The sequence below is a fragment of the Mesorhizobium sp. WSM3879 genome, assembly GCF_002294915.1.
In the GTDB taxonomy this organism is placed as follows: domain Bacteria; phylum Pseudomonadota; class Alphaproteobacteria; order Rhizobiales; family Rhizobiaceae; genus Mesorhizobium.
Window position 1 is genome coordinate 492,116 of the sequence record NZ_NSFZ01000004.1, and the last position, 12,808, is coordinate 504,923.

General features: G+C 64.2%; 9 protein-coding genes. 6 read left to right on the plus strand and 3 right to left on the minus strand.

Going from position 1 to position 12,808, the window contains the following annotated elements:
• Positions 1 to 233 precede the first annotated feature (233 nt).
• Positions 234 to 908, plus strand: coding sequence for an alpha/beta hydrolase (locus tag CK218_RS12390; protein WP_066995082.1), 675 nt, complete (start codon positions 234 to 236; stop codon positions 906 to 908).
• A gap of 29 nt (positions 909 to 937) precedes the next feature.
• Here CK218_RS12390 and CK218_RS12395 read toward each other — a convergent pair whose 3' ends face one another.
• Both CK218_RS12395 and CK218_RS12400 read right to left on the minus strand, forming a co-directional pair.
• Positions 938 to 1,819 (minus strand): phosphatase PAP2 family protein, encoded by an 882-nt coding sequence (locus CK218_RS12395; protein WP_179294480.1) that lies wholly within the window; start codon positions 1,817 to 1,819, stop codon positions 938 to 940.
• A 6-nt stretch (positions 1,820 to 1,825) separates the two neighbouring features.
• Positions 1,826 to 3,469 (minus strand): glycosyltransferase family 39 protein, encoded by a 1,644-nt coding sequence (locus tag CK218_RS12400; protein ID WP_095827860.1) that lies wholly within the window; start codon positions 3,467 to 3,469, stop codon positions 1,826 to 1,828.
• Between the two features lie 351 nt (positions 3,470 to 3,820).
• On the opposite strand from CK218_RS12400, the gene tyrS reads away from it, so the two are divergent.
• Positions 3,821 to 5,074 carry a tyrosine--tRNA ligase gene (gene tyrS, locus CK218_RS12405; RefSeq protein WP_095827992.1) on the plus strand — a complete coding sequence of 418 codons (1,254 nt, stop codon included), beginning with the start codon at positions 3,821 to 3,823 and terminating at the stop codon, positions 5,072 to 5,074.
• A gap of 9 nt (positions 5,075 to 5,083) precedes the next feature.
• On the opposite strand, the gene CK218_RS12410 is transcribed toward tyrS, so the two are convergent.
• Entirely contained in the window at positions 5,084 to 8,494 is a 3,411-nt protein-coding gene (locus CK218_RS12410) for a DUF3971 domain-containing protein (RefSeq protein ID WP_095827861.1), read from the minus strand.
• A 97-nt stretch (positions 8,495 to 8,591) separates the two neighbouring features.
• On the opposite strand from CK218_RS12410, the gene CK218_RS12415 reads away from it, so the two are divergent.
• The 4 genes from CK218_RS12415 (at position 8,592) to CK218_RS12430 (ending at position 12,806) form a co-directional block, all read left to right on the plus strand.
• The gene (locus CK218_RS12415; RefSeq protein ID WP_095827993.1) at positions 8,592 to 9,059 is read left to right on the plus strand and encodes a peroxiredoxin; all 468 of its coding nucleotides are present in this window, start codon (positions 8,592 to 8,594) and stop codon (positions 9,057 to 9,059) included.
• 166 nt (positions 9,060 to 9,225) lie between these two features.
• Positions 9,226 to 10,503: a M23 family metallopeptidase gene (locus tag CK218_RS12420; RefSeq protein WP_095827862.1), complete on the plus strand. Its 1,278-nt coding sequence runs from the start codon at positions 9,226 to 9,228 to the stop codon at positions 10,501 to 10,503.
• A 135-nt stretch (positions 10,504 to 10,638) separates the two neighbouring features.
• A complete protein-coding gene (locus CK218_RS12425; protein WP_095827863.1) occupies positions 10,639 to 12,075 on the plus strand; it encodes an FAD-binding oxidoreductase in 1,437 nt (478 codons plus the stop codon).
• Complete coding sequence (locus CK218_RS12430) at positions 12,072 to 12,806, plus strand: FadR/GntR family transcriptional regulator (RefSeq protein WP_066995066.1); 735 nt, start codon at positions 12,072 to 12,074, stop codon at positions 12,804 to 12,806. The genes CK218_RS12425 and CK218_RS12430 overlap by 4 nt, the downstream gene beginning before the upstream one ends.
• Positions 12,807 to 12,808: the final 2 nt, after the last annotated feature.

The following is a 12,808-nucleotide window of genomic DNA, read 5'->3' on the forward strand; positions in this document are numbered from 1 at the left end:
TCCTGTCAGCAGCCATTCCGCGAGGACAGCGCGTTATTTCCTTGAAATTGCAAGGCGAGCCGTCCTATTTACCCGGCTTGCGGCGCGGGCGGCCGAGAAAATGCGTTCTCGGCACCCAGTTTTGAACAATTCTAAACTAGCTTCTAGGAAGACGCTTGCCCGGCGTCAAGGCCACAGAATGGGCCAAAGGAAGAGTCCGGGCTCGCGCCTTCGTATGCCACGTGGAGTATTTTATGCCTGAGGTCATTTTCGCCGGTCCGGCTGGTCGCCTGGAGGGCCGTTACCAGCCTTCCAAGGAAAAGAGCGCGCCGATCGCCATTGTGCTGCATCCGCACCCGCAATTCGGCGGCACGATGAACAACAAGATCGTCTACGACCTCTTCTACATGTTCCAGAAGCGCGATTTCACCACGCTTCGCTTCAATTTCCGCGGCATTGGCCGCAGCCAGGGCGAGTTCGACCACGGTACCGGCGAATTGTCGGACGCGGCCGCTGCGCTCGACTGGGTGCAGTCGCTGCATCCGGATTCCAAGAGCTGCTGGGTCGCGGGCTATTCCTTCGGCTCATGGATCGGCATGCAGCTGCTCATGCGCCGGCCCGAGATCGAGGGCTTCATCTCGGTCGCCCCGCAGCCCAACACCTACGATTTTTCGTTCCTGGCACCCTGCCCGTCGTCCGGCCTCATCATCCATGGCGATGCCGATAAGGTGGCGCCGCCCAAGGACGTGCAGACGCTGGTCGACAAGCTGCACACGCAAAAGGGCATAACCATCACGCAGAAGACTATCTCCGGCGCCAACCATTTCTTCGCCAACCACGCCGAACTGCTGATCGACGAATGCGCCGATTACCTCGACCGGCGTCTGGCCGGCGAGCTCGCCGATCCACGGCCGAAGCGGCTGAGGTAGATTTCGGGCAATCCTTAGACCAAATAGCTCTACGGGCGGTCAGCCGACAATTGCTCGCGGCTCCGCCTCGCCAGCGATGTTTTGTCCTTGGATCCGCTGGAAGACAGCAGCCGGAACGTGCGCTTGGGCACGGGTCTGGTCGACGACGGCCGCCGGAAGATGAAACCGAGCCGCGCGAAAACCAACCCTGCGGCGATCGCAAAGGCAAGGCCGAGCCCAAAGCCGGCCACTGTGTCGCTCGGATAATGCGCGCCGACGAAGACGCGCGTCGAAGCGATCAAGGCCGTGGCCGCAAGCGCGATGTGCCAGCGCCTTGGAAACAGCAGCAAGAGGACGCCGAACACCGCCCCCATCGTCGTAGCATGGCCGGACGGAAAGCCGGCGAAGCGCGCATCCATGGCGAAGGGATGCAGCGACAGCACCCCGTAATCGTTGAAATAGAGCGGCCGGGCCCGGCCGATGCCGTATTTTAGTAAGTTGACGGCCAGCCCGGAAAGACTAACCGCGCAAAGCACCAGGAAAGCGAAGCAGGTCCAATTGTAGACGAGCAGACGCGACGACCTGGAAAGCCGTCGCCAGTCCGTCAGGTTGGCGGCGACGAGGCAGAGAACCGCGGGGATGAGATACCAGCCGCCCAGGCCGAAATCCGTTAAGAAGTCGGTGAATCGGACGAAGCTTGGCGTCCACCCGCCGCGCATCCTGCCGGCGGCGCTGTCCAGGGTGAGGCCAATGGCTATGGCCAGCAGAAGCCATGCAGAGACCCAGACGAGCCAGGGAATCTCGGGATAGCGCGCGGGCCGCACTGCAAAACGCCGCTGCACGATGCGCGTCGTGTCGAGGAAGTTGCCGAGCGAACGGCGGTAAAGAGAAACGGCGGACATGGCTCTATAGGGGTCTTCGAGCTCCGACATTATTCCTCACTGGGCCACTCGATAAAGGCCGAGAGCCAGCTTGTCTCCTGACGAATAGTTGAGCCCGTCGATCTCGGTCAGTCGCTTCGCCGACTTGCCCTGCCCGGCAAGCAGCTCGTTTAGCTTTTGCTCCTCCTTGACCGGCGCCAGTCCCAGCGCACAGGTCGGATCGGCCAGCAGGTGCTTTGCCACGCCATCGACGTCGGTCAGCACGGTCTTGGTCCCGACCAGGAACACCAGGCTCGGCTCGTGATAGGGGGACGAGGCGAGCACCGTGGTGTCGCAAGGACGGTTGGCATCGACGGCTGCCTTGATGGCCGGGCTCAGCCAGATCGGCCTCAGCGACGGCGCAATCACGCCGAACAGCAGGCTGAACGTTACGCCCGCGCCGATCGCGATCGCCGCGATGCGTTCGAGCGGCACCTGCAATTGGCGCGGGAAAGCCAGATAGCCGGTCACGAGCGCGGCGATTGCCGCCGGAATGCTCCACCAGGAAAAGGCTTTTGCGAGATAGAGCGGCGCGCCTATGCATACTGCGGCTAGCCCGATCGACACGACGACGACGCCGAAGGCGGTCGACCACCACAGCCAGTTCTGCCAGCGCTTGAGCGGCGCATTGGCCTTATCCTCCGGCAAGGTGAGCAGCCAGCCGATCAGCAGCGCCATGCCGGGATAGGCCGGCAGCACATAATGCGGCAGCTTGGTCGGGATCGCCTCGAACACCAGCCAGAAGGGGATATACCAGGCGAGACAGAAGCGCAGGCGCGGGTCGTCCCAGAAGCGGTTGATGGCCTGCAGCCCGGCGCCGACCGCGATCAGGCCGAAAGGCCACATGAACAGCGAATAGGTGAGCATATAGAAGCCCGGCGGCAGGCCATGCGATTCCTCGCCCTGCGCCACCTTGTTCAGCATGTCCTTGCCGACCGCCTCCTGGAAGAAGGCGCCGCCGCTCTTCCAGCTGATGAGGATGATCCAGGGCAGCACGATGACGAGCACGATTGCAACGCCGCGCACCAGCTTCAGCTTCAAAAGCCAGCGCCAGTCGCGTTCGAAGGCGAACAGCGCGCCGGCCGTCAGCAGCGACAACAGCGGAGCGACCGGACCCTTGATCAGAATTCCCAGTCCCTGCGCGATCCAGAAGATCCATGGGAGGTGGCCGGCAACCGGCTCCTTGCGGCGCGCGGCCAGATAGACCTGCGCCAGCGCGCCCTGCGCGGCCACGCAGCAGGCGAGCAACATGGCGTCGGTCTTGGCGTCGCGGCCTTCGAAGGCGGTGGCGAAGATGGCGGCCATCATGAGGCCGGCGGCAAGGCCGGCATTGGCGCCGAAGAGTTTTGTACCGGTCCAGCCGATGCCCACGACGGCGAGCGCAATGCCGAGCATCGAAACCAGTCGATAGACCCAGATCGGCGCTTCGGCCCCCTCACCGCTCAATACGACGGCCGACGATTGCAGCCAGTAGATGCCGATCGGCTTCTTGTAGCGGGTCACATCCTGCAGTCGGATGTCGATATAGTCGCCGGTCTCGACCATCTGCTTGGTCGACTGGACGAAGCGGGATTCGTCCCGGTCGACCGGCGGCAGGCTTGCCAGCCCGCTGACGGTCATCAGGATGCTGAACAGAAAGAGGAGGAGATAGTTCCTGTTCATCGCGGGAGCTTGTCCGATCTGATCTGCGGGATAGCCCCGTCGCGGCGCCTCGGGGCGTGCTGCCCTTGCGCGGGCGCCTCATTACGCCAGCAAAAGGGGCGAAGCAAGGATGCGGCTCATGGCAAGGCGATAGCACGCAAAGCCCCCAGCCACTTTTGCTGATCGCCGGTTTGCCGGTTGAAGTGCGGTGTTGCGCGAAACCGGAAGCCACTGTCGCTGATCGCCTGTTTGCCTCTTGAAGCGCGATCCTACGCGAAACCGGAAACCACTTTTGCTGATCGCGCTTGGATGCTAAACGCGCCCCTTCACGTCAAGCTCGGCCAAATGCCGTGCGACCTCCGGGAAGAAAAGATGTCCGCCTTCAAGTCCGATTTCCTGCGCATCATGAGCGAGCGCGGCTTCATCCACCAGATTTCGGATGAAACCGGCCTCGACCAGCTCTTCGCCAAGGAAACGGTGAGCGCTTACATCGGCTTCGATGCGACGGCGAAGAGCCTGCATGCCGGATCGCTGATCCAGATCATGATGCTCCACTGGCTGCAGCAGACCGGCCACCGGCCGATCGCGCTGATGGGCGGCGGCACCTCGATGATCGGCGATCCTTCCTTCAAGGACGAGGCGCGCAAGCTGCTGACGCCTGAGGACATTGAGAGCAATCTCGTCGGCATCCGCCGCAATTTCGCGCCATACCTCAAATTCGGCAGCGGCGCCGGCGACGCGGTGATGGTCAACAACGCCGACTGGCTGATGGAGATCAACTACGTCAATTTCCTGCGCGATGTCGGCCGGCATTTCTCCGTAAACCGCATGCTGGCCTTCGATTCCGTGAAGCTCAGGCTCGACCGCGAGCAGTCGCTGTCGTTCCTCGAATTCAACTACATGATCCTGCAGGCTTACGACTTCGTCGAGCTCTACAAGCGCGTCGGCTGCCGGCTGCAGATGGGCGGCTCCGACCAGTGGGGCAACATCGTCAACGGCATCGATCTCGGTCATCGCATGGAAGGCGTGCAACTGTTTGCGATGACAACGCCGCTGCTCACCACCTCGTCGGGCGCCAAGATGGGCAAGTCGGCCTCCGGCGCTGTCTGGCTCGACGGCGATATGCTGTCGCCTTACGAGTTCTGGCAGTACTGGCGCAACACCGAGGATGCGGATGTCGGGCGCTTCCTGAAGCTCTACACGACACTGCCGCTCGCCGAGGTCGCGCGCCTCGAAAAGCTCGGCGGCTCGGAGATCAACGAGGCGAAGAAGATTCTCGCCACCGAGATCACCGCCATGCTGCATGGCCGCGCGGCGGCCGAAACGGCTGCAGAGACCGCGCGCAAGACTTTCGAGGAAGGCGCGCTCGCCGACACGCTGCCCAGCATCGACGTCGCCAAGGCTGATCTCGAGGCCGGCATCGGAATCCTGTCGCTGTTCGTGACCGCCGGACTCGCCGGCTCCAATGGCGAAGCGCGCCGGCATGTCCAGGGCGGCGCCGTGCGCCTCAACGACCAGGCGGTCACGGATGACCGGCGCATGGTGACGCTTGAGGACCTGGGCGCGGAAGGTGTGGTGAAGCTCTCGTTCGGCAGGAAGAAGCACGTTCTGGTGCGGCCGATCTAGTCGGCCTGATCACCGATACTCGAAGATTGAGCGAAAAATTCCCGGCGCCACCACCGACAGCGGATTGATGTTGAGCGTCGGCTTGTTGGCGTTGCCGCGCAGCCGGTAGGTGACGCCGATCAGGCCGCGGTCGCGGCCGTTGCCGAGCAGCGGGCCGAACAGCGGCAGTTCGCCGAAGATGCGGTTCAGCCCATAAACCGGCATGAAGGTGCCGGTCATGTCCATATTGTTGTCTTGGTCGTAGAGCGTGCCCTGGAAAGTGGTGCCTATGCGCGGACCGCGCAACAAACCGTTTGCCAGTCTGAGATAGCCGGAGCCTTTGTCGATCTCGGCATAGCCGCGCTCGAACTGCACCCTTGAGGTGTCGATGTTGGCCTTGACCGCCTGGTTGAGGCTGCGCGTGTCGCCGGCCGGCCTGGTCGACACGATCGACGCAAGCTTCGGCTCGTTGACGACATAGAAATTGCTGGCGTCGACCTGGCCCTTCATTGGCCCGTCGGCGTCGCCCGCCAGCGACAGCGTGATGGCCCCGCCCTCCATATGCTCGTAAATGTTGAGGAAGCGCAGGATAGCGCCGGCATCGGCCGATTTCATCCTGAGAGACCGGCCGCCGTCGCCGGTGGTGTTTCGGACGGCAATGGCGGCACCCGAACTCGCCGTCGCGCTGACATCGAGACCATTCACCCGGGAGCCGGCAGCGCTGTAATTCAGCTTGAGGTTCGACAGCACCTCGTCGTGAAAGCCGGTCAGGGACTTCACGTCGGCGCTGACCGAGATCGCGTCGGCGCCGGCGCCCTTTGTGGCTGTATCGACGTCTGAGGTGAACTGTTTGATCAGCGAGCGGGCGTCGAGAGAGTCGCCGCTGACATTGACCGCATAGCTTTTGCCCGACCGTTTGACCGAGACCGCGACGTCGTCTCCTCTGTTGAGCGCGACCTTGCTGAACCGGGCCGAGGACAGCGCCCCGTTGACCAGTGTCACATCGCCGTCGATCGAAAAGCTCTTCCCGTCGAGATCGAAGTCGGACAGTGTGGTCGTGCTGCCGGACTTTGCCATCGTGAAGGTGACCTTGGCCGGAATGCCGGCACCCTTGCTCCATCCTGCCCAAGGGATGTCGAGCCTTGCGTTGGTCAGGTCGGCCGACACGTTCTGGACGCCCTCGCCGCTCTTGTCGATCGCCACCTTGATGGTTCCGGAAAGCAGCGGCGACAGGCCGGGCATTGCTGCAGTGCGCGTCTTGTCGTCGATCACCAGCGCGACCTTACGGCTGCGCGGCGGGCCACTGTCCTCGAGCGGCTCGACCAGGTCGAGCTCGGCCGGAATGCCGTTCAGCTTCGCCTTGGCCGATATCACCGCACGGTCGGGGCTCACGGTGATCGACCCGTCGGCCTCGGTCACCATCTGGTCCTCGAACGGTTTGACTAAGGAAAGATCCTGGTAGTCCAGCGCCACCAGCCAGTCGAGCCTCGAGGTATCGACGCCGGAGGTCAGCGGAATGTCGGCCCGCACATGCCCGGTGACGGTGCCGCTCAAATCCTCAGGCGCAAGTCCGACATGGCGCATGGCGTTGATCGGCTCAAAGGAGGCGAGTTCGGCGATCGCCGGGGCCTCGCCGGCGACATCGATGTCGAGCGAGCCGATCACGGGGGAAACATTCGCCTGCTTGATCGTCAGCGTGCCGCCGCTTGCCGCCACGGTGCGGCCGCTCGGCATAAAAACGCTGCCCGAGGACAGCGTGATATCGACATCGTTGCCATGAAAGGCAACGACACCGACCGCATCGCGGATCGGCGGAATGCGCCCCGCGGTATCGAAGCGCGAGCCTTCGACCTGGAAGCGGCCGAACACCTCGTCGCCGGAAAGCGGAACGCCATTGCCGAGCCGCCCCGGAACGACCTGGAACTGCAGGTTGGCGTCGACCACGCGGCCGCCGAACAGGTTGTCCAGCACCCAAAGCCGCGCGTTGCGGGCGGAGAACCAGGGCCACAACTGCTTCACATGCGAAACCGGCATGTCGTGGACATTGAGCGACAGCGACACACCCGGCGGGCCATTGTCGATGAAGGCGAGCGACGCCGTGCCCAGCACGTCGCTCGAACCGCCGGAGCGGACGCCGATCTGCTCGGCGACGAGCTTGCGGCTCTTGGTCTGGTAGACGCCGGCGACCCGGGCAAGGAACTGAAGCGCCGGCTCCGGCGATTCCGAAGGCGCGAGCGTCGAGCCGTCGCTGACAAGGTCATAGCGGTAGGACGGCTCCTCGCCCGCGGCTGCCGGTTTCGGCCCGACCGAGCCTGAGAAATCGAATGTCGAGCGGCCGGTCCTGATCAGCAATTTGTCGACCGAGACCTTGTTTGATCCCGCGACCAATGTGGCCCTGGCATCGACGTCGGCCGGCAGCAGCCCGCGCGAGCCGAGATCGAGCACCGAGCCGCCGAGCGACAGCGACGCCGTCAGCCGCGACGGCGTGTCGCCGGACGCCTCGACGCCCGAAAGCTTCAGCGCAACAGAACCAAGCTTGCCGCCCTGGGCGGCGAAGTTCCCGCCGCTGGAGCTTCCCTGAGCGGGCGTTACGCCGACGTCCGCTGTCGCGACGGCGGCGTCCAGCGATGCGATCCGCCTGGCGCTCGGATCGCGCGCCGCGGAGGCGCTCAGGCTGACATGCCGGCCGTCGACATCGGCTTTTGAAGACAGTTCCATGCTGCCTGTGCCCGTCTGCCCAACCGTGGCCTCGGCGACGGTCACACGCCTGACCGATCCGCCCGGCGGCAATTCGAACTCGACGTTGCGGAGGTCGATCTGGCGCATCGATTCCGCGCGCACCGCATCCAGCGCCGCGTTGACGCCGCCAAACACCGCCGCAGATACTTTCTCCGGATCGACCAGGCCATCCTCGTTGCGCAAAGCCGCCGTCCAATCACCGCTGCCGGACGGCATGGCGGCGACCATGATGCGAGCATCGGAGAACCGGGCGCTGGTGAGCTTGACCTCGCCGGATAGCAGCGGCAGCAGGCGCATGCCGAAGCGGACGCGCCCGACATCGGCCATCGGCTTGCCGTCGGCCGTCTTCAAGCTGACGTCGCTGACCTGCAGGGCGACGAAGCTCGACCCATCGAGCGTCAACCGCGCCGGCCCAACGGTGACGTTGAGATCGACGCCAGCGAGCTTCTCGATGGCCGTCTCGGCTTCGGCGCGAAGTCGTTCCGTGCCGATGCCTGACGTGCCAAGCACATAGACGCCAATTGCCGCCAGAAGCACCAGTGCGCAGAGTCCGGCGAACACCCGGCCGAGGATGCGGAAACGCCAGCGCACCGAAGCACGGCCGAGCGGCGGCACGCTGCAAGCGGACGGAAAAGCTCCCAGGTCGGTGATCTCGTCACGCCTGAACCTGATCTTCTCGTGCTGCGGTTGCTCCTGATCCAAGCAATATTCCGTTGTAAACGTACTCGTCGTGGACGAATCCCCGCCTCACGTTATATCGATGCTCGATCCGCGCGTAACCGCAAACAAGGGCATCGACATGGCTGATCTCGACGTGGGCGACGTTGCGCCGCAATTCGATCTTCCGCGCGACGGCGGCGGCACCCTCAGCCTCGCCGCGATCCGGGGAAAACCTGTCGTACTCTACTTTTATCCGCAGGACGACACCACAAGCTGCACCAACGAGGCGATCGGCTTCTCGCAGCTGAAGCCGGAATTCGAGAAGGCCGGCGCCGTAGTCATCGGACTGTCCCCCGATAGCGTCAAGAAACACGACAAATTCAAGGCGAAATACGATCTCACCCTCGATCTCGTCGCAGACGAGGAGCGCAAGGCGATCGAGGCCTATCATCTGTGGGTCGAGAAGACGATGTACGGCCGCAAGTACATGGGTGTCGAGCGCGCTACCTTCCTGATCGGCCAGGACGGACGCATCGCCCGCATCTGGCGCAAGGTGCGCGTCAAGGGCCATGCCGAAGAGGTGCTGGAGGCGGTGCGCGCGCTGTGAAGCGGGGCAGACCCAAAGCTTCCGCGATTTTGCTGGCCTCCTTCCCTGCAACCTGCCACCCGCGTTGCGGGATTTGGATATGCCGACATCGCCGCCAGCAAAGCTTTGTTAACCCTAATAATGTGTAATCGAGCTGTCGTTGGAGTCGTAACGAAAGCTTGGTCCCGTGAACGGTCAGTCAGCGGTCTTCGGCAGGCGCAAGGAGCCCCATACGGTCATTATCGCCCGGGGCAACGAGATCCGGCATTTCACCATCCGCCCGTGGCTCGCCGCCTTCATCGGGTCGGCGCTTGCGGCGATCGCCATCGGCTATCTGCTCGCCACCTCCTACCTGGTGCTGCGCGATGACCTGATCGGCGCCACCGCAGCCAGGCAGGCGCGCATGCAGCAGGCCTATGAGGATCGCATCTCCGCGCTTCGCGCCCAGGTCGATCGCATCACCAGCCGCCAGCTTCTCGACCAGCAGCTCATGGAGACCAAGGTCAGCGAGTTGCTGGCCAGGCAGACCCAGCTCAGCCAGCGCCACGGCCGGCTCGGGCCGATCCTCGAACGCGCCGAGAGCGAGGTCGGCGATGTGCCCGCCGCAGCCAATGCCACCGCGACCAAACCCGACGAGCGCGCCGAGATCACCGGCGGTCTTTCGCAGGCGCCGACCTACTCCGTCGCGTCGTTGGGCGCCGGCGACACGAGGCCATTCTCCCTGTGGTCGACACGCTCGGACCCGCTCGACAACGAAACGGCAGCGGATCGTGCCGACAAGCTCTTCGTGTCGATCAACGCTTCGCTCAAGGCCATCGAGAACCAGCAGCTCACGCGCATCACCACGCTTGCGGACAACGCTTATCGCAACGCCGACGCGATCTCGCAGGCGCTGCAAGCCGCCGGGCTGCCGGTCGACACGGAGCTCGACAAGAACGAAGTCGGCGGGCCGCTGGTGCCGCTCGATTCTTCAATGACCTTCGACAGCAAAGTCAAAGAGCTGGATGAAGCGCTTGATGCGCTGGATGACGTCAAGAAAGAGGCGCGCAAGCTGCCGCTCAGCAATCCCGCGCCGGGCCATACCGTGACCAGCCCGTTCGGGGTGCGCACCGACCCGATCCTCGGCACGGCCGCCCTACATACGGGAATGGATTTCAGGGCGCCGATCGGCATGCCGGCGAAGGTCACCGCTGCCGGCGTCGTCACCAAGGCCGGCTGGAACGGCGGCTACGGCCGCATGGTCGAGGTCGACCACGGCAACGGCTTTGCGACGCGCTATGGCCACCTCAGCGAGATCGACGTGACTGTCGGCCAGAAGCTCGCCGCCGGCGACGTGATCGGCAAGACTGGCAGCAGCGGCCGCTCGACCGGTCCGCATCTCCACTACGAAGTGCGCCACAATGGCGAGGCGGTCGACCCGCTGCGCTTCCTCGCCGTCGGCAAGAAGGTCGCGCATTACCTTTAGCGCACGCCTCGCGGCCGACCCGAGGTCCCTCCAGATTTATCCACCGTCTTGCCTGGCAGCGCTCGCTTCGGATTGACTCAATCCAAGTTGTAGGATGATATACATCACCCTATCGCCTCACCGATTGCGCCGCTGATGACCATTCGCAGCCTCTCACCGGATATCCTCAGCGTCCTCGAAGACGCAGTGGGGCCGAGCGGTCTCACCGCCGACACTGCTGGAATGGCGAAGTATCTCGGCGATTGGGCCGGCGACTATCGAGGCAGCGCGCTGGCCGTACTGCGCCCCGCGTCGGTTGCGGAGGTGCAAGCGCTGATGCGTCTGTGCAGCGAGTTGGGACTCGGCGTCATTCCACAGGGCGGCAACACCGGCTTGGTTTCGGGCGCCATCGATGGCACCGCCACCGGCGGTGTAGTCGTCAGCCTAGAGCGGCTGAACGCCATCCGCCGGATCGATCGCGCGAACTTCACACTTCAGGCGGACGCAGGCTGCGTGCTGCAGACGATCAAAGAGGCAAGCGGGGCCGAAGATTGCCTGTTCCCACTGGCGCTCGGCGCACAAGGCAGTTGCCAGATCGGCGGCAATGCCGCGACCAATGCCGGCGGCGTCAACGTGCTGCGCTACGGCATGGCGCGCGACCTGATCCTGGGGCTGGAGGTTGTTCTGGCCGATGGCGAGCTGTGGAACGGCTTTTCCGGGCTGCGCAAGAACAACAGCGGTTATGACCTGAAGCAGCTCTTCATCGGCTCCGAAGGCACGCTCGGCCTCATTACCGGTGTCGAGGTCAAGCTGTTCCCGAAGCCCGCCCGTGTCGAGACTGCCTATCTCGGCCTCGTCTCGTTCGAGGCGGCCATCGGCCTCTTCAACCGAGCGCGCCGCGGCTGCTCCGATCTGATTTCCGCCTTCGAGATCATCGGCTCGGAATGCATCGATTTGGCCCGGCTGGTCGATCCTGGAATGATGGCGCCTGTCGCAGCACCCGTCCATGCGCTGATGGAATTGTCCTCCGGACCGACCATCGACCTCAACGGCGTGCTCGCCAGTTTTCTAACCGATGCGCTCGAAAGCGGCCTGGTGGCCGACGCAGTCCTCGCGACCAGCAACGCGCAGGCTAAGGCCTTCTGGGCGATCCGCGAGGGACTGGTCGAGGGCCAGGCGAAGCGCGGCTACCACGTGCGCACCGATCTCTCGGTGCGCATTTCCGATATCCCTGCCCTTGTCGAGCGCGCCCGCCGCTTCGTCGCCACCGAACATCCGGGCTGGATTGCACTGGCCTATGGCCATGCCGGCGACGGCAACATCCATTTCAATGTGCTGCCGCCGCTCGATCTCGCTGATGGCGAAGCCCGGGTGCGCGGCGAGGAAATCACGGCGGGACTCTACGACATCGCCGTCAGCCTCGGCGGCTCGATCAGCGCCGAGCACGGCATCGGCCGCAGCCGTGCCCGAGAATTCTGGGCCGGGCTCTCGCCGGCGCATCGCCGCATGGTTACCGCGCTGAAGACTGCGCTCGACCCTAAAGGGGTGATGAATCCCGGCTGCCTGCTGCCCTCGACGGAGCGTTTTTTATGAAGCAGAGACTGGCCGCCATCGGCACCGTCGAAACCCTGCCGCACCGGGTCGCGGCCTTCCTCAGCCGCGAGATCGAATCCGGCGAGTTGAATCCCGGCGCGCGGCTGCCGACCGAGCAGGAGCTTTCCGAGAAGTTCGGCGTCAGCCGCAATGTGGTGCGCGAGGCGATCGCCCAGCTCAGGGCCGACGGCATGATCGAAGCGCGGCAAGGTATCGGAGCCTTCGTGCTGGCGCCCGAGCAAAGGGCCGCCATCCGCATCGACCGCGAGGCGCTCAAGGATACCCACAATATGGAGCGGCTGTTCGAGCTGCGTTGCATCCTCGAGGCCGAGTCGGCGGCGCTCGCCGCGGCGCGGCGCGGGCAGGAGCATCTCGATTCGATCAAGGCGGCGCTCGACCGCATGGGCGGCGAGGAGCGCTGGGAAGAAGGCAGCATCGACGCCGACCTGCTCTTCCACCGCGAGATCGCGCGGGCGACCGGCAACAGCTACATCCACACCTTCATCTCTTTTGTCTGTGAGCAGATCCGCCAGTCGATCCACTATGCCCGCATGACCAACCCGCTGCACGATCTCGTCGAGATCAATGTCGGCGAGCATGTGCGCATCTACGAGGCGCTGGTGGCGGGCGATCCGGCGGCGGCGGAAGCAGCAATGCGTACGCACATCATCGGCGCCGCCAACCGCGTCGGCGTGAAGCTGCCACTCTCCAAGACCGGCGGGACGAAATAGTC

Excerpts from the sequence above, each read along its gene's own strand:
- CK218_RS12395 (WP_179294480.1), bottom strand. The coding sequence starts at position 1,819 with ATGTCGGAGCTCGAAGACCCCTATAGAGCCATGTCCGCCGTTTCTCTT.
- CK218_RS12400 (WP_095827860.1), bottom strand. The coding sequence starts at position 3,469 with ATGAACAGGAACTATCTCCTCCTCTTTCTGTTCAGCATCCTGATGACC.
- CK218_RS12415 (WP_095827993.1), top strand. The coding sequence starts at position 8,592 with ATGGCTGATCTCGACGTGGGCGACGTTGCGCCGCAATTCGATCTTCCG.
- tyrS (WP_095827992.1), top strand. The coding sequence starts at position 3,821 with ATGTCCGCCTTCAAGTCCGATTTCCTGCGCATCATGAGCGAGCGCGGC.
- CK218_RS12425 (WP_095827863.1), top strand. The coding sequence starts at position 10,639 with ATGACCATTCGCAGCCTCTCACCGGATATCCTCAGCGTCCTCGAAGAC.
- CK218_RS12390 (WP_066995082.1), top strand. The coding sequence starts at position 234 with ATGCCTGAGGTCATTTTCGCCGGTCCGGCTGGTCGCCTGGAGGGCCGT.
- CK218_RS12430 (WP_066995066.1), top strand. The coding sequence starts at position 12,072 with ATGAAGCAGAGACTGGCCGCCATCGGCACCGTCGAAACCCTGCCGCAC.